Annotated in this window: 14 protein-coding genes and 1 pseudogene; 10 read left to right on the top strand and 5 right to left on the bottom strand. The window is 70.5% G+C overall.

The features are described 5' to 3' along the window. Positions 1-11: 11 nt before the first annotated feature. A complete protein-coding gene (locus ACPT94_RS24035; protein ID WP_360338011.1) occupies positions 12-200 on the bottom strand; it encodes a DUF5999 family protein in 189 nt (62 codons plus the stop codon). 229 nt (positions 201-429) lie between these two features. Here ACPT94_RS24035 and ACPT94_RS24030 point away from each other — a divergent pair, with 229 nt between their 5' ends. The 6 genes from ACPT94_RS24030 (at position 430) to ACPT94_RS24005 (ending at position 5,955) form a co-directional block, all read left to right on the top strand. After that, entirely contained in the window at positions 430-906 is a 477-nt protein-coding gene (locus ACPT94_RS24030; protein ID WP_425246794.1) for a DUF6299 family protein, read from the top strand. A gap of 363 nt (positions 907-1,269) precedes the next feature. Beyond that, a complete protein-coding gene (locus ACPT94_RS24025; RefSeq protein WP_425246793.1) occupies positions 1,270-1,974 on the top strand; it encodes a hypothetical protein in 705 nt (234 codons plus the stop codon). Between the two features lie 226 nt (positions 1,975-2,200). After that, positions 2,201-2,806 (top strand): sigma-70 family RNA polymerase sigma factor, encoded by a 606-nt coding sequence (locus ACPT94_RS24020; RefSeq protein ID WP_360338002.1) that lies wholly within the window; start codon positions 2,201-2,203, stop codon positions 2,804-2,806. A gap of 257 nt (positions 2,807-3,063) precedes the next feature. Then, complete coding sequence (locus ACPT94_RS24015; protein ID WP_360337999.1) at positions 3,064-4,104, top strand: ABC transporter substrate-binding protein; 1,041 nt, start codon at positions 3,064-3,066, stop codon at positions 4,102-4,104. Positions 4,105-4,160: 56 nt separating this feature from the next. Further along, positions 4,161-5,126 carry a FecCD family ABC transporter permease gene (locus tag ACPT94_RS24010; protein WP_360337996.1) on the top strand — a complete coding sequence of 322 codons (966 nt, stop codon included), beginning with the start codon at positions 4,161-4,163 and terminating at the stop codon, positions 5,124-5,126. Between the two features lie 4 nt (positions 5,127-5,130). Further along, complete coding sequence (locus ACPT94_RS24005; RefSeq protein WP_425246792.1) at positions 5,131-5,955, top strand: ABC transporter ATP-binding protein; 825 nt, start codon at positions 5,131-5,133, stop codon at positions 5,953-5,955. A 363-nt stretch (positions 5,956-6,318) separates the two neighbouring features. On the opposite strand, the gene ACPT94_RS24000 is transcribed toward ACPT94_RS24005, so the two are convergent. Continuing rightward, on the bottom strand, positions 6,319-6,900 hold the full coding sequence (locus tag ACPT94_RS24000; protein ID WP_425246791.1) for a DJ-1/PfpI family protein: 582 nt from the start codon (positions 6,898-6,900) through the stop codon (positions 6,319-6,321). Positions 6,901-7,053: 153 nt separating this feature from the next. Between ACPT94_RS24000 and ACPT94_RS23995 the strand changes: the two genes are divergently transcribed. Then, positions 7,054-8,313: an NmrA family NAD(P)-binding protein gene (locus tag ACPT94_RS23995; protein WP_425246790.1), complete on the top strand. Its 1,260-nt coding sequence runs from the start codon at positions 7,054-7,056 to the stop codon at positions 8,311-8,313. Between the two features lie 573 nt (positions 8,314-8,886). Here the strand turns inward: ACPT94_RS23995 and ACPT94_RS23990 are convergent. Further along, positions 8,887-9,135 (bottom strand): annotated as a pseudogene (locus tag ACPT94_RS23990) (hypothetical protein); the annotation flags it as partial. A 20-nt stretch (positions 9,136-9,155) separates the two neighbouring features. Here ACPT94_RS23990 and ACPT94_RS23985 point away from each other — a divergent pair. Continuing rightward, positions 9,156-9,350 (top strand): hypothetical protein, encoded by a 195-nt coding sequence (locus ACPT94_RS23985; protein ID WP_360338216.1) that lies wholly within the window; start codon positions 9,156-9,158, stop codon positions 9,348-9,350. Between the two features lie 83 nt (positions 9,351-9,433). Beyond that, entirely contained in the window at positions 9,434-10,699 is a 1,266-nt protein-coding gene (locus ACPT94_RS23980; protein ID WP_425246789.1) for a TIGR02679 family protein, read from the top strand. Positions 10,700-10,920: 221 nt separating this feature from the next. On the opposite strand, the gene ACPT94_RS23975 is transcribed toward ACPT94_RS23980, so the two are convergent. Together ACPT94_RS23975 and ACPT94_RS23970 are read right to left on the bottom strand one after the other, a co-directional pair. Continuing rightward, entirely contained in the window at positions 10,921-12,450 is a 1,530-nt protein-coding gene (locus ACPT94_RS23975; RefSeq protein ID WP_360337981.1) for a helix-turn-helix domain-containing protein, read from the bottom strand. Positions 12,451-12,514: 64 nt separating this feature from the next. Further along, the gene (locus ACPT94_RS23970) at positions 12,515-12,715 is read right to left on the bottom strand and encodes a DUF4236 domain-containing protein (protein ID WP_360337978.1); all 201 of its coding nucleotides are present in this window, start codon (positions 12,713-12,715) and stop codon (positions 12,515-12,517) included. Positions 12,716-13,178: 463 nt separating this feature from the next. Between ACPT94_RS23970 and acnA the strand changes: the two genes are divergently transcribed. Beyond that, positions 13,179-15,896 (top strand): aconitate hydratase AcnA, encoded by a 2,718-nt coding sequence (gene acnA / locus ACPT94_RS23965; protein WP_360337975.1) that lies wholly within the window; start codon positions 13,179-13,181, stop codon positions 15,894-15,896. Positions 15,897-16,066: the final 170 nt, after the last annotated feature.

The raw sequence follows: 16,066 nt of genomic DNA, 5'->3' as shown, positions 1-16,066 counted from the left end.
CGCGCACGTGATCAGGCGGCGATCGTCAGCCGCTCGGCGGGCACCCGGTGGGGGGCCACGACCCGGCCGTCGGGCAGCAGTTCGCCGGAGTCGTCGAAGACGATCGTGCCGTCGCACAGCAGGCTCCAGCCCTGGTCGGGGTGGGCGGCGACGACGTGCGCGGTGCCGGCGGCGGAGCGGGGGGACTGGTGGTCACACATGGCGCACCTCCACGTCGGTGGGGCCGGCCTCTTCGGTGGGCCCCGTGCACCGACCATGCGCCCATCCGGACGCCGCCACCAGAGGAGGCAGTGGACCGTGACAGCACCAGGACAACTCCACGACCGTTCGCCGACGCCCGGTGCCAACTCGCCATCGAAGGGGTGACGGTCAGCGGCGCGGGCATGGCCGCCCGGTACCAGTGGAAACCCCAGAAGAGGAGGTCCTCCCATGCCGTTGCGCCCTGCCCTGACCGCCGCCGGTGCCGCCCTGTTCCTGCTGGCCACCCCCGCGGCGACCGCGGCCGCCCCCGATCCGAACGAGACCACCACCCCCGCCCCGGACGCGACCCCCACCTCCGAACCGGCCGAGACCGTCACCGTCGACCCCACCGGCCGTGTCGCCGCCGACGGCACCGTCACCCTCTCCGGCGCCTACCGCTGCCTCGGCGGCACCAGCCCCGTCTTCGTCAGCTCGACCGTCTCCCAGAACCCCCCGACCCTGTGGCGCAGTGTCAGCGGCACCCGAGCGGTGTGCGACGGCGCCGAGCACCCCTGGGTGAACACGGGCCACGTCGCCGCCGGCGCGCTGCAGCCCGGCGCGGCCCGCGTCAAGGCCACGCTGGTGGAACTCCGGACGCAGGGCATCCTGCCCCTGCCCGCCATCCGCGCGGCCCAGGAGCAGGAGATCACGCTCGTCGCGGACTGAAACTCCGCCCGGGCGGGCCGCGGTGACGGGGCGGCAGGTCGCCCCGTGTCGCGTCGCGGGACCGGGTGCCGGCGGCGGCCGGGGCGACCGCGGCCCCGTCCACCGACGGCTCGCCCCGCCTGGTCCCGGTGCGCTGCTCACCCGGGCACCCAGGTGCCCCGGAAGGAGCCAGGCGGCCCCGTGACCCGGCACGCTGGGGCCGAGGAGTGCGCGGACCCCCCTCCCGTAGTCGTGCCGCCGGGCCGCCGGGTTCCCGCCCGTCGAGGGTGAGGTGGGTCACCGTCCTGACGCTGAGTCGTGGGCTGGGGGCCCGCACGTACCATCTGACGACGATCAGACGCCGGGTGCGAAGATGGGCGCGCTATGACTGTCCGAGGGTGGTGCCGTGCGCTGCGGGCCGGTGTGTTCGCCGCCGTCTGCGTGCCGCTCGCCGCCCTCGGCCACGTGACCATGTCGGGTACTCCCGTGCCCTGGTGGGCCATGGTCGCCGGTGCGGCCGGGGCCGGTACGGCCGGCTGGCTGCTGGCCGGCCACGAGCGGGGACGCGCGCTGATCGTCACGGTCGTGACCGCGGCGCAGGCGGTGCTCCACGGAACGTTCTCCCTGGCGCAGTCCCTCACGCCCACAGTCGTGTCGGGACCCGGCGTCGCGGCCCACACTCCGGGCTCCATGGACATGAGCGGCATGGGCATGAGCGGCATGGGCCCGATGCACAGCGACGCGACGGCCATGGGGTCCATGGCCCACGACATGGCCGGTGTCCAGCACGCGCACAGCATGGCCGACATGAGCGGTACGGCCTCGTACGCCATGTTCGCCGCCCACCTCCTGGCCGCGGCCCTGTGCGGGCTGTGGCTCGCCCACGGTGAGCGCGCGTTCTTCCGTGTCCTGCGGGCGGCGGCCACCAAGCTGGTGGCGCCGCTGCTGATGCTGCTGGCCGGGCCCGCGCCACTGCCCCGCCCCCTCGCGGGCAGGCGCCGAGCCGGCGATGTCCCGGCTCCCGCGCGCCTTCTCCTGTGCTGTTCCCTCACCTCTCGGGCCCCGCCCACGGGTGCCGCTGTCGCCTGAGACAGCCGGATCCACCGGGGCCTCACGTCGCCTCTCGTCCTGCCGCGTTCACGCGCGGCTCCTTCTTGTCGTCCCCTCGCCTCGGCACATCCGCGTGCCACCGCGAGCCGACACGCTCCTGACGGGCCCCGGGCATCGCCGTACCCACCGCGTACGGCCGCACCCCAAGGCCCGGTGCGCCGCCCCTCTCACGGGCCGGCCCCGGACGACCCGAGAAGGACATCACGTGACTGGTACCTTCCTGCCCGCTCCCCGCACGGCACGCGTCTCGTCGGACGCGGCGGCGACAGCCTGGGCGCTGGCCGCCCGTAGCGGCGACCCCCACGCGGCCGAGCACTTCGTCCGCGCGCTGCAAGGCGACGTACTGCGCTACGTCGCCCACCTCAGCGGCGACCCCCAGACCGCCCACGACCTGACCCAGGACACCTTCGCGCGGGCCTTCGGCAGCCTGCACCGCTTCGAGGGCCGCGCCTCGGCCCGCACCTGGCTGCTGTCCATCGCCCGCCGCGCGGTGGCCGACAGCCTCCGCCGTGCCGCCGCCCGGCCACGGATCGCCGACACCCCCGACTGGCAGGCGGCCGTCGAAGGCACACAGCCGTGCGGCCTGCCGGGCTTCGACGACGGCGTGGCCCTGCTCGACCTGCTGGACGCGCTGCCCGACGAACGCCGTACGGCGTTCGTCCTGACCCAGGTGGTCGGCCTGTCCTACGAGGAGACGGCCGGCTTCACCGGCTGTGCTGTCGGCACCGTCCGCTCCCGGGTGTCCCGTGCCCGGGCGGCTCTGGAGAAGCAGCTCCTGGAGGCCGAGGCGCCGGCCGCCCGAGCGGCCTGACGCGAAGGGCCGGTGCTTCCCGACCGGGGAGCACCGGCTGCTGCCGTGCCCCGGGTGCGGCGGGGCGCCGTCCACGTCCGGGCTGAGGAGTACGGCCGTCCGGTCCGTCCGGCGAAGCCCGGAAAGCAGCCGGCAACTGCCGGGAACTCAGGGCCACTTCGCCCCGACTTCTGCAACACAAGCCCCTCAGCCGGGTGAGCGCACAAGCCCCTCAGCCCGGTGAGCGCAGCCCGCACGTCCGTACCCAAGGAGCCCGCATGTCGATGAACCGGCCGGTCGCCACCGCCCTGGCCGCAGCCCTCTGTCTGCTCACGGCGGCATGCGGTGCCTCCTCGTCCGACGACAAGGCGAGCGACAGTACGACCGGGGCCGCGGCCTCGAAGACCGGCTACCCGGTGACCCTGGACAACTGCGGACAGAAGGAGACCTTCGAGAAGGCCCCCAGCCGGGTCGTCGTGATGAACGGCGCCTCCGTCGCCGAGGTCTCCACCCTCCTCGCCCTCGGCCTCCAGGACAAGATCGTCGCCAACCAGCAGGGCTACGGCATGTCGGAGGTGCCCGGCCGGGCCGCCGCCATCAAGAAGCTGCCCACCGGGGACGTCAAGGTCAACGACGCCTACGACGTCCCGCGCGAGGCGATGCTCGGCCTGCGCCCCGATCTCGTCCTGTCCGTCACCACGTACGGCTTCGACGAGAAGAACGGCTTCGCCACCCGCGACCAGCTGGCACAGGTCGGCGCCAACAGCTACGTCTCCCCGCAGGGCTGTGACGACGACCCCTCCGGAATGACCGTCGCCGACAGCTACCAGCTGCTGCGCGACATGGGAAAGATCTTCAACGTCAGCGACAGGGCCGAGAAGCTGATCGCCGCCTCCGAGAACAACATCGCGGCGGTCTCCGAGAAGGTCACGGGGAAGAAGAAGCCGAAGGTCATGGTGCTCTTCTCCCACATGTCCATGGGCAGCGACGACTTCAGCTCGGTCCTCGCCAACGGCATCGTCAACGACATCCTCGCCAAGGCCGGCGGCACCAACGCCTTCTCGAACACCACCAAGGCCACCTTCGCCGACCTGAGCAAGGAGAAGGTGGCCGCCACCGACGTCGACGCCGTCGTCGTCATCAGTTACAACGACCCGAACCCGGCGGCTTACGCCAGGAAACTGCTGAAGGAGTTCCCCCAGTGGCCGGCCGCCAGGAAGAACGCGTACGTGACGCTGTCCGACTCGATGTACCTCGGCCCGAGCAACGACCTGGCCGTGCAGAAGATCGCCGAGCTGCTGCACCCGGACGCCCTCTGAGCCGGCTCAGGATTCCGCTGGCGTTCACGCTCCTGCCGGTCGCGCTGGTCGCCACCATGATCGTGGCGATCAGCATCGGTGCCGTCAGCGTCCCGGTCGGGGACGTGTGGGGGATCGTCGTGCATCACGTCACCGGCGCGGGGGCGGCGCCCTCCGACCCCGCGCTCGACCAGATCGTCTGGAACTTCCGCACCCCGCGGGTGGTCCTGGCGGCCCTGGTCGGCGCGGGCCTGGCGGTGTCCGGGGCGGTGCTCCAGACGGTGGTGACCAACCCGCTCGCCGACCCCATCGTCCTCGGCTTCTCCTACGGCGCCACGCTCGGCGCGGTCCTCGTCATCACCCTGGGCGGGGGCGCGGCACTCGCCGGGCTCGGGGTGTCGGCGGCGGCCTTCCTCGGGGCGGTCGTCGCCGGGGCGCTCGTCTTCGCGCTCGGGCAGCGGCGCGGACGGCTGGCCCCGACCCGGCTGGTACTGGCGGGCGTCGCCGTCGGCTATGTCTTCCTCTCGGCCACCAGCTACGTGCAACTCCAGGCGACGCCCACCGAGTTGCGGACGGTGATGTTCTGGATGCTGGGCAGCGTCGCGGGCGCCCGGTGGGACCAGCTCCCCACGGTCACCGTGGTCGTCCTCGTCACGACCACCCTGTTGTCCCTGTTCGGCCGGCGCCTCAACGTGCTGCTGGCCGGCGACGAGTCCGCCACCGCGCTCGGTGTCGACGTCAACCGGCTGAGGGCTGTGCTGCTGGTGCTCAGCGCGCTGCTGACCGGGACCGTCATCGCCGTCGCCGGCAGCATCGGCTTCGTCGGCCTGATGATCCCGCACCTGGTGCGTCTGACCACCGGCGCCGACCACCGCCGTCTGCTGCCCCTGACCGCTCTGCTGGGTGCCGTCTACCTGGTCCTCGTCGACCTGCTCTCCCGCACCCTCGACCGCCCCAACGAACTGCCGCTGGGCATCCTCACCGCGCTCCTCGGCGCCCCGTTCTTCCTGTGGCTGCTGCGCCGCAACAAGGGGATGGACTGACCGCATGAACCTGACCGTCGACCAGATCCACATCACCCTGGACCGGACCGCGATCCTCCGTGACGTGAGCCTCGAAGCCCGCAAGGGCGACATCGTCGGCCTCGTCGGCCCGAACGGCAGCGGCAAGTCCACCCTGTTGCGCGCGGTCTACCGGTCGCTGCGCCCGGCGGACGGCGCCGTCAGGGTCGGCGAGGACGACGTGTGGGCGCTGTCCCCCCGCGCCGCGGCCCGCCGTACCGCCGCCGTCCTCCAGGACGCGGGGGGCAACACCACCGGGCTGACCGTCACCGAGATCGTCGCCCTCGGCCGCGCTCCCCACCACGGCCTGCTGGGCCGTGACGGAGCCGAGGACCACCGGGCCGTGGCCGACGCCGTCGACCGCTGCGGCGTACGACCCTTCGCGGACCGGGACTACGCCTCCCTGTCCGGCGGTGAACGCCAACGCGTCCTGCTGGCCCGGGCGTTGGCCCAGAACCCGCAGCTGCTGGTCCTGGACGAGCTCACCAACCACCTGGACATCCGGGCCCGGTTCGAGCTCCTCGACCTCATCCGCGCCACCGGCGTCACCACCCTCGCCGTCCTGCACGACCTCGATCTCGCCGCCCGCCTCTGCGACCACCTGGTCGTCCTGCACGAGGGAACCGTGGTGGCGGCGGGACCGGTCCTGGAGGTACTGACCCCACGGATCCTCGCCGACGTCTTCGGCGTCCACGCCCGCACCGAACGGCACGCCGACGGCATCATCCGGATCACGTACGCGGCCCAACCGCTCGCGGACGAAGACGCCCTGGACGACGACAGCCGACCCGCCGAGACGGCCGACCGCTGATCCGAGGGTGCGCCTGGGCCAAGCCCCGGAACCCGCAGAGGGTTCCGGGGCTCCGCGCCGGATGGAGGACCGGGCCGGTTCGGCGCAGCGCGCGGTCCCTGGTCCAGCGCGTGGTCGGCGACGAGGACGACCCGCCCGCGTCCATGGACGTCGCCCTGTGGCGGCGGGGCACCTCCACAGGGAGGAGACGGCCCCGGCGTGCCGGAGAAGGGTCACCTACGCCGCCCGGTCCCGGCGACCGGAGACCGCCAGGACGACGACGCCGGCTTCACCAGGACCCCGGGCGGTGAGCCCGAACCGTCGGTGCGTCCACCCCCTCCTGCGCTACGCCGAGTTCTGCGGAGGCGGTCTGTGCGCCGGTGATCAGGAGCTTCGCCAGACGGCGCCGCGCTGCTCGTACTCCATGATGGACTCGACGCCGAGGGCGACGGATGCTCCGCACTCGCGGGTGATCAGCCAGAGCGCCAGATCGATTCCGCTGGTGACACCGCCCGCGGTCACCAGATTCCCGTCGTCGACGACGCGCGCGTCCATCACTCTGCCTCCCTGAGCGGCCAGATCGGCCTTGGCCAGGTGGTGCGTCGTGCACGGACGGCCGTTGGTCAGGCCCGCCGCGGACAGCACCAGGACCCCGGTGCAGACACCGGCGACGGTGACTCCTGCCTGCTGGGCTCGTACAAGGTTCCGCAGGACCTCTGGGTCCTTGATCAGGTGATCGCCGCCGCCCGGCACGATCAGCACATCGGCATCGGTGGGCTCCCAGGCGGCCGGCACCACGATCCTGGTGCCGAAGAAGCAGGTCACCTCGCCAGGAGCCGACGGTCGCACCAGCGTCGTCTCCACCTGACCGCCCGCCTGTACAGCGTGCCCGAACACGTCACGCGGCCCGATGGCATCCTGCTCCTCCACCCCGTCGTACATGAGGATCTGAACACGTAGCGACATCAGCTGTGTCTCCTTGGCTGAGGCGGCGCCCACGGATGCTGCGGCGCCGCACATGGTCTTGAGCGAACAGAGGGCGGCCAGTGAGGGCCGGCGACTCGCTCTATGAGTCCGCCACCCCGGTCGAAAAGTTCCCGTCCGGCCGTACGGAAGCGCATGGAGGTCTTCGGACCCGTCCCGTTCACGATGCCGCGCGCCCCCCCCGAGCAACCGACGGCCATTGAGTCGGACGGTTTCGCGTGTCTGGGCGGTTGCCGCCTGGAAACCGATCGGTGTACCGTATTGGAAACCGATCGGTTTTCACCTGGAGTCAAAGCCATGCCAACTCATGCCACCTCCTCCATCTTCGTCATCGGCGGCACAGGGGCTCAGGGGATGCCCGTTGTCCGCGCTCTTGTCGCCGACAAGAAGTACTCCGTCAAGGTCCTCACCCGGGATGCCGCCTCCCCCCGAGCTCAGGCGCTCGTCGCGCTCGGCAACGTCTCCATCCTGGAAGGGACGTTCGCCGATGAGGACGTACTGCGCGAAGGATTTCGCGGCTGCGACGGGGTGTTCGTCAACATCGACGGGTTCAACACCGGCGAGAAAACGGAGACCTACTGGGCCATCCGCGCTTATGAGATAGCGATCGAAGAAGGTATCAAGTTCTTCGTCTACGGAAACCTCGACTACGCCCTCAAGAAATCAGGCTACGACTCCAGGTTTCGCACCGGCCACTATGACGGCAAGGGCCGCATGGCCGAATGGGTGCTGTTCCAGAACGAAAAGAACAGGGACCGGATGGGAGCGGCGGTCTTCACCTCGGGTCCCTATATCGAGATGGTGATCTCACCGCTCACGCCCATGACGCCCACCGTCGAGGACGGTGTCGTCACGTGGCGAGTCCCACTCGGCGAAGGGGCCGTCCCGCACGTGGCGCTGGACGATTGCGGTTTCTACGTCCGCTGGCTCTTCGACCACCCGGAACGGGCCAACGGCATGGACCTCGAAGTCGCCATCGAGCACATGACCTATGCCGACATGGCCGCGGCATTCGAGAAGGTCACCGGGCACCCGGCGCAGTACATCGACACCGATCTGGACGCGTACTGGAACAGTCCGGACCTGACGGGGATCGCCGATCACCCTGCCGGATACAACGCCGACCCCGACGACAAGAGCACCATGAGTTTCCGTGACAACTTCACCGGTTTCTGGAACGTGTGGAAGCACGGGATCATCACCAGGGACTACGCCCTGCTCGACGAAATTCACCCCGACAGGATCAGAAGCGCCGAGGAGTGGTTCCGCCGGGAGGATCAGTTGGGCAGGGAACTCGGCAAGGGAAGCCTCTGGGAGAGGGTCCAGCCGGAGAACTGGACCATGGACTCCGCGGTCCTCAAGAGCAGCGCGGACTTCAGGACGGGAAAGTTGTAGCCGAACCGTCCCCACGGTGTGCTCCGTATCGCTCATGCTCCCTGCGGGACCTTCACGGACAACGCCCACCTCTGACCCCTGACCAGCAGGCGCCGCATCGATGCGGCGCCTGTCGGCTTCGGGCACCACGAGCGGGTAACCGCTCGGCACCCGGCACGGCACAAGAACGCCGGCCGTCAGGCCGGTGCTCTTCAGAAGCCTGCCGAGGCTGCCGTCGAGCGTGGCGGGGTCGGTGCTGCGCCTGCGCACCAGCGCGTCGGCACCCATCATGAGGGTCCAGGGCGCGGCGATGCCGAGCTCGATCGCACCGCCGCGCGTCCACAGCCCGTCGTCCGGATCGGACCACGTGACCATCGGTGCGATCGCCTTCAGCTCCGGCGGCTTGGACAGCCTCGGGGGGTGACTACGGCGACCTCGGGACGCTCACGCGACCGCGTTCAGCAGGTCGGCCAGTACGTCGGGCCGTTCCAGGGTGACCTCGGCGAAGGCGATGAAGCAGCGCGCTTGAATGCGAGTGGAGCAGCGAGAGCGGCCGGGTACCTATGTGCCACTCGATGTGGAATTCACCAGAAATCATGCCCCCTGATTCGGTTGGATGGCACTGCCAGGAGCCTTCTGGCAGGCGCAGGGCTGTGCACGAACGAGGGGGAACAGCCATGACATCGATGGGGGATGCCGCGGAGTGCGACGGATCCCATAGCGGGCGGCGGCGAGCGCCGTCTGCTCTGGGTCGGTCTGAAGGCTGCTGGTTGACTGCGCCTCGACATACACGAACTTCTTGCCGTCTTTACGCGTGTCGACCGTGAACGGCCCGTTCACGCCACGACATCGACGCCGTACTGGTGACGCGGTGGGAATGGAACGGCAGCGAACGGCGGCGCGGCACGGAGCCCGATGCCCGGGCGGACGCGTTCGCGGCGGCTGCCGGTGTCGGCGACTTCGGCGAGGGGGCCGACGGACCGGTGAGTCCTTCCGGTGAGCCGGGGCGGACGGCCGTCGTCGACGGCTCCGGCGGACAGGGGGCCCTGTGGACGTGACCCCTTCGGCGACCCCGCCTGACCGCGACGGCGGCCGGACGGCGGCCGGACGCGCGACACCGCCGACCGCCACCGTGGATGGGGTGCCGGCCGTGCCGCCGTCGGCAGAAGCCCGGACCGACGTCGATACCGAGCGCCTCGGACGTCTGCTCGGCGACCCCGGCCTCGCCTGGTTCGTGGACCGTGTGCGGCAGCGCATGGCAAGCGGCCGGCCGCTCACCGGCTCCGTCACCTTGTCCGACCCCGATGAGTCCCGACGGCGCGCCGCCGAACGCCTGCTGGGACGGGTACCACGATCCAGCGGCTCCCTCAGCATTCGCCTCGCCACCGTGGACGAGATCCTGCGTCGCTCCGGGGTCAGCCCCGACGGACTGGCGGCGGCCGTCGTCGCCCTCACCGGCCCGGTCGTACTGCACGCCGAGACACGGAACAGGGAGGAACGGGCCTGGGAGGAGGCGTACGCTCCGCTCGGCATCCTCGACGGCGAGCTGGCCCGCTGGGCCGAGCGGATCCGCGGTGACGGTCTCGTACGGCGCCTCGCCCGTACACCGGAGGCCGCGGGCCCCCTGGTGGAGGCCGCCGTGCGCGTGTTGCGTGCGCTGCCCGCGTCACCCCCGACAACGCGGGCGACGTTCGCGGCACAAAACCTCTCGGGCGCCCACGCCCTGGACGAGGGGACGCCGCTCGCCACTCTCGTCCTGTCGGGCATCCGTTGCCTCACCGGCTTCCCCGACGGCTCCGGTGCGCAGTGGCGGCGGGAGGCGTGGGCCTCGGCGGGCCTGCTCAAGGACGACCTGTCATCGACCGTCCTCACCCTCAACCTGCGCGGTACGCCGGCCCTCGACTGGATGGCCGACGCGGGGGAGCCGGCGGTGCTGATACTCCGCTCCCTCACCGGTCGCCCCCCGGTTGCCTCCGTTCCGACGACGGGAACCGTGCACATCTGCGAGAACCCGGCCGTGCTGTCCGCCGCCGCCGACACTCTCGGCCCGCAGTGCCCGCCCATGGTGTGCCTCCAGGGGCAACCGTCGGCCGCCGCGCTCACCTTGCTGCGCGACCTGTCCATGCGGGGAGCCCGCCTTCTCTACCACGGCGATTTCGACTGGGGCGGTGTGCGTATCGCCGCTGCCCTGGCGCGAAGCGTCCCCTGGCGGCCGTGGCGCTACACGGCGGCGGATTACCGAGCAGCAGTGAACGCAGTGGCCGAAGCCCCGGAGTTGACGGGCGCGCCCGCCGCAACTCCCTGGGACCCTGCCCTGGCCGCCGCTCTCGCCGAGTGCGGTGTCCGGGTCGAGGAGGAAACGGTGCTGGACGACTTGCTCACCGACCTTGGAACGGGGTCCCGCTGAGGCGTATCTCGAGAGCGCGGCGGGCGCAGAGTCCGACGAGTACCAACTCACTCCCTCGTCATGCGACATCTTTCCGACGACGCGTCGCGTGGAGTGTGTGTCGCTCGAAAGCCTTCACACCCGGACAGAGTCCTAGAAAAGTCCCAGGGGCGCCTGTACGCCCCCTCCCGTCTTGCACTCGTGCAGGTCAGGGGGCGCGGTGGTGGCTTCTATGAGAACCTTCAGATGTCCCGGAAGATCTCGATCTGCGCCCCGATCGAGTTCAGCCGCTCGGCCAGGTCCTCGTACCCCCGGTTGATGACGTACACGTTGCGCAGTACGGACGTGCCCTCCGCCGCCATCATCGCCAGCAGGACGACGACCGCGGGCCGCAGGGCCGGCGGGCACATCATCTCGGCGGCGCGCCAGCGGGTCGGGCCCTCCACCAGCACGCGGTGCGGGTCGAGGAGCTGGAGGCGGCCGCCCAGGCGGTTGAGGTCGGTGAGGTAGATGGCGCGGTTGTCGTAGACCCAGTCGTGGATGAGGGTCTTGCCCTGCGCGGCGGCCGCGATGGCCGCGAAGAAGGGCACGTTGTCGATGTTCAGGCCGGGGAACGGCATCGGGTGGATCTTGTCGATCGGCGCCTCCAGCTTGGAGGGGCGCACGGTCAGGTCGATCAGGCGGGTCCGGCCGTTGTCGGCGAAGTACTCCGGGGTGCGGTCGTGGTCGAGGCCCATCTCCTCCAGCACGGCCAGCTCGATCTCCAGGAACTCGATCGGCACCCGGCGCACCGTCAGCTGCGACTCCGTGACGACGGCGGCGGCCAGCAGACTCATCGCCTCGACCGGGTCCTCGGAGGGGGAGTAGTCGACGTCGACGTCGATGTGCGGCACGCCGTGCACGGTGAGGGTGGTGGTGCCGATGCCGTCGACCTTGACGCCGAGCGCCTCCAGGAAGAAGCACAGGTCCTGGACCATGTAGTTGGAGGAGGCGTTGCGGATGACCGTGACGCCGTCGTGCCGGGCGGCGGCCAGCAGCGCGTTCTCGGTCACGGTGTCCCCGCGCTCGGTCAGCACGATCGGGCGGCTCGGGCTGACCGTCCGGTCGACCTGGGCGTGGTACTGCCCCTCCGTCGCGGCGATGTCCAGCCCGAACCGGCGCAGCGCGATCATGTGCGGCTCGATGGTCCGCGTCCCGAGGTCGCAGCCGCCGGCGTACGGCAGCTTGAAGTGGTTCATGCGGTGCAGCAGCGGCCCGAAGAACATGATGATCGACCGCGTGCGGACGGCGGCCTCGGCGTCGATCGCCGCCATGTCCAGCTCGGCCGGCGGCACGATCTCCAGGTCGACGCCGCCGTTGATCCAGCGCGTGCGTACGCCGATCGAGTTCAGCACCTCCAGGAGACGGTAGACCTCCTCGATGCGGGCGACCCGGCGCAGCACCGTGCGCCCCTGGTTGAGGAGCGAGGCGCACAGCAGGGCCACGCACGCGTTCTTGCTCGTCTTCACGTCGATGGCGCCGGACAGCCGCCGGCCGCCCACGACGCGCAGATGCATCGGCCCCGCGTAGCCGAGCGAGACGATCTCACTGTCCAGGGCTTCACCGATTCGAGCGATCATCTCAAGGCTGATGTTCTGGTTGCCGCGCTCGATGCGGTTGACGGCACTCTGGCTGGTTCCGAGCGCCTCGGCCAGCTGCGCCTGTGTCCAGCCCCGGTGCTGCCGGGCGTCACGGATGAGCCTGCCGATGCGTACGAGGTAGTCGTCTGCCATGGGGCTGAGGTTATCTCAGATATGAGATGGCACCTCTTGGGGGGTCCATTCGGGTGATGGCCCGTCAACGGCGCCTGGTACTCCGCGTACGACGCCATCCGAAAGGTCCGGGCAAATCCACCGATGTCGTACGACGTCCGGTGCTGCTGTGGGTGTGCCGCGGCCCATGGCTGCCGCCGCCGGTGGTGATGGACCAGGAGCGCCGGTTGATGTTCAGGCGTACTCCGGGCAGGATCCGGAAGCTCTTGCGGAAGGTGAGGGGCATCGGGCCTCCTTCTTCGGTCGGCTGGTGCTCCGGGAACGTCCCGTCCGCTCTCGTCTACCCCGCCTGGGTCACCCCATGGCCGGCGCGCGGCGGCGGGCTCGCCGTGACCCCGGAGTCAAGGGCACCCGTCCCCAGGCGTGGTGACCCACCGTCGGCCGTCCCGCGCGGGCGCGGGCCCACTCGGCGGTCGCGCGGCCCGCGCGGTGCGCCGCGCGGCCTCGGCCGGTGTGAGCGGCCCCAGCGTGGGTGACTTCTCCCTCCTGCCGCGGCCGGGGCATGACCAACCAGCCCCCATGTACTAGAGTTATCTCGACATCGAGATATCTGCCGAGGCGCACCGCAGCTGCACGCATCATCGGTCTGGCAGTAAGGGTTACCTAACTTAGCCTTACCTTAGCGGATCGGCCAAGCTCGCGTGGCGGCAGGATGCGGTGGTACGCGCACATCAATGAAGGAGACTGTCGTGTCGGCGAACAGCTTCGACGCCCGCAGCACGCTGCAGGTGGGCGACGAGTCGTACGAGATCTTCCGGCTGGACAAGGTGGAGGGCTCGGCCCGGCTGCCGTACAGCCTCAAGGTCCTGCTGGAGAACCTGCTCCGCACGGAGGACGGCGCGAACATCACCGCCGACCACATCCGCGCCCTCGGCAACTGGGACTCGCAGGCCCAGCCCTCCCAGGAGATCCAGTTCACGCCGGCCCGCGTGATCATGCAGGACTTCACCGGTGTTCCCTGCGTCGTCGACCTCGCCACCATGCGTGAGGCCGTCAAGGAGCTCGGCGGCGACCCGGCGAAGATCAACCCGCTGGCCCCGGCCGAGCTGGTCATCGACCACTCCGTCATCGCCGACAAGTTCGGCACCAACGACGCCTTCGCGCAGAACGTCGAGCTGGAGTACGGCCGCAACAAGGAGCGCTACCAGTTCCTGCGCTGGGGCCAGACCGCCTTCGACGAGTTCAAGGTCGTCCCGCCCGGCACCGGCATCGTCCACCAGGTGAACATCGAGCACCTCGCGCGGACCGTCATGGTGCGCAACGGGCAGGCCTACCCCGACACCCTCGTCGGCACCGACTCCCACACCACCATGGTCAACGGCCTCGGTGTGCTGGGCTGGGGCGTCGGCGGCATCGAGGCCGAGGCCGCGATGCTCGGCCAGCCGGTCTCCATGCTCATCCCGCGCGTCGTCGGCTTCAAGCTGACCGGTGAGCTCAAGCCGGGCACCACCGCCACCGACCTCGTGCTCACCATCACCGAGATGCTCCGCAAGCACGGTGTCGTCGGCAAGTTCGTCGAGTTCTACGGCGAGGGCGTGGCCGCCACCTCCCTGGCCAACCGCGCCACCATCGGCAACATGTCGCCGGAGTTCGGCTCGACCGCCGCGATCTTCCCGATCGACGCCGAAACGATCAACTACCTCAAGCTCACCGGCCGCTCCGAGCAGCAGCTCGCGCTCGTCGAGGCGTACGCCAAGGAGCAGGGCCTCTGGCTGGACCCGAAGGCCGAGCCGGACTTCTCCGAGAAGCTCGAGCTGGACCTGTCGACGGTCGTCCCGTCCATCGCCGGCCCGAAGCGCCCGCAGGACCGTATCGTCCTCGCCAACGCCGCCGAGCAGTTCAAGACGGACGTACGCAACTACGTCGACTCCGTGGACGAGGCCGGCCAGGAGTCCTTCCCGGCCTCCGACGCCCCGGCCGTCGCCCCCAACGGCGCCCCGTCGAACCCGGTCCCGGTGACCGCCCCCGACGGCACCACCTACGAGCTGGACCACGGTGCGGTGACGGTCGCGGCCATCACCTCCTGCACCAACACCTCCAACCCGTACGTCATGGTCGCCGCCGCGCTCGTCGCGAAGAAGGCCGTGGAGAAGGGCCTGACCCGCAAGCCGTGGGTCAAGACCACCCTCGCCCCGGGCTCGAAGGTCGTCACCGACTACTTCGACAAGGCGGGCCTGACCCCGTACCTCGACAAGGTCGGCTTCAACCTCGTCGGCTACGGCTGCACCACCTGCATCGGCAACTCCGGCCCGCTGCCGGAGGAGGTCTCCAAGGCCGTCAACGACCACGACCTCGCGGTCACCTCGGTCCTCTCCGGCAACCGGAACTTCGAGGGCCGGATCAACCCCGACGTCAAGATGAACTACCTGGCCTCCCCGCCGCTGGTCGTCGCGTACGCCATCGCGGGCTCCATGAAGGTGGACATCACCAAGGACGCCCTGGGCACCGACCAGGACGGCAACCCGGTCTACCTGAAGGACATCTGGCCCTCCGAGGCCGAGGTCAACGACGTCGTGGCGAACGCCATCGGCGAGGACATGTTCAACAAGTCCTACTCCGACGTCTTCGCGGGCGACGCCCAGTGGCAGGCGCTGCCGATCCCGACCGGCAACACCTTCGAGTGGGACCCGGAGTCGACGTACGTCCGCAAGCCCCCGTACTTCGAGGGCATGGCCCACGAGCCGTCCCCGGTCACCGACATCACAGGTGCCCGCGTGCTCGCCAAGCTGGGCGACTCGGTCACCACCGACCACATCTCCCCGGCCGGCGCGATCAAGGCCGACACCCCGGCCGGCAAGTACCTCACCGAGCACGGCGTCGAGCGCCGCGACTTCAACTCGTACGGTTCCCGCCGCGGCAACCACGAGGTCATGATCCGCGGTACGTTCGCCAACATCCGCCTGCGCAACCAGATCGCGCCGGGCACCGAGGGCGGCTACACCCGCGACTTCACGCAGGACGGCGGCCCGGTGTCGTTCATCTACGACGCCTCCCGCAACTACATCGAGCAGGGCATCCCGCTGGTCGTCCTGGCCGGCAAGGAGTACGGCTCCGGCTCGTCCCGCGACTGGGCGGCCAAGGGCACCGCGCTCCTCGGCGTCAAGGCCGTCATCGCCGAGTCGTACGAGCGCATCCACCGCTCGAACCTCATCGGCATGGGCGTCCTGCCGCTGCAGTTCCCGGAGGGCGCCACCGCCGAGTCCCTCGGTCTGACCGGCGAGGAGACCTTCTCCATCACCGGCGTCGAGGAGCTCAACAACGGCACCACCCCGCGCACGGTGAAGGTCACCACCGACACCGGCGTCGAGTTCGACGCGGTCGTCCGCATCGACACCCCCGGTGAGGCCGACTACTACCGCAACGGCGGCATCATGCAGTACGTGCTGCGCAGCCTGATCCGCAAGTAAGCGGTCAGGTACGCGGTCCCGCAGGGCAGTCGAGGGCCGCATCCCCGGCGACGGGGGTGCGGCCCTTCGCCGTGCGCGGCCGTGCGCAGGCGTGCGCAGACGCGCGGGGGGGGGGGGGGCCGCCGCCCCCGGCCGGCCCCCCCCCCCCCCCCCCCCCCCCGCCCGCGCCC

The organism is Streptomyces aurantiaciflavus, assembly GCF_049808595.1.
Classification (GTDB): Bacteria; Actinomycetota; Actinomycetes; order Streptomycetales; family Streptomycetaceae; genus Streptomyces.
This window is presented reverse-complemented; position numbering and strand designations above follow the sequence as displayed.

What these genes read in the sequence shown, in the direction of transcription:
- ACPT94_RS24025 (WP_425246793.1), top strand. Translation starts at nt 1,270, where the DNA reads ATGACTGTCCGAGGGTGGTGCCGTGCGCTGCGGGCCGGTGTGTTCGCC.
- ACPT94_RS24035 (WP_360338011.1), bottom strand. Translation starts at nt 200, where the DNA reads ATGTGTGACCACCAGTCCCCCCGCTCCGCCGCCGGCACCGCGCACGTC.
- ACPT94_RS24000 (WP_425246791.1), bottom strand. Translation starts at nt 6,900, where the DNA reads ATGTCGCTACGTGTTCAGATCCTCATGTACGACGGGGTGGAGGAGCAG.
- ACPT94_RS23970 (WP_360337978.1), bottom strand. Translation starts at nt 12,715, where the DNA reads ATGCCCCTCACCTTCCGCAAGAGCTTCCGGATCCTGCCCGGAGTACGC.
- ACPT94_RS24010 (WP_360337996.1), top strand. Translation starts at nt 4,161, where the DNA reads ATGATCGTGGCGATCAGCATCGGTGCCGTCAGCGTCCCGGTCGGGGAC.
- ACPT94_RS23995 (WP_425246790.1), top strand. Translation starts at nt 7,054, where the DNA reads ATGGAGGTCTTCGGACCCGTCCCGTTCACGATGCCGCGCGCCCCCCCC.
- ACPT94_RS24015 (WP_360337999.1), top strand. Translation starts at nt 3,064, where the DNA reads ATGTCGATGAACCGGCCGGTCGCCACCGCCCTGGCCGCAGCCCTCTGT.
- ACPT94_RS23975 (WP_360337981.1), bottom strand. Translation starts at nt 12,450, where the DNA reads ATGGCAGACGACTACCTCGTACGCATCGGCAGGCTCATCCGTGACGCC.
- ACPT94_RS24030 (WP_425246794.1), top strand. Translation starts at nt 430, where the DNA reads ATGCCGTTGCGCCCTGCCCTGACCGCCGCCGGTGCCGCCCTGTTCCTG.
- ACPT94_RS24005 (WP_425246792.1), top strand. Translation starts at nt 5,131, where the DNA reads ATGAACCTGACCGTCGACCAGATCCACATCACCCTGGACCGGACCGCG.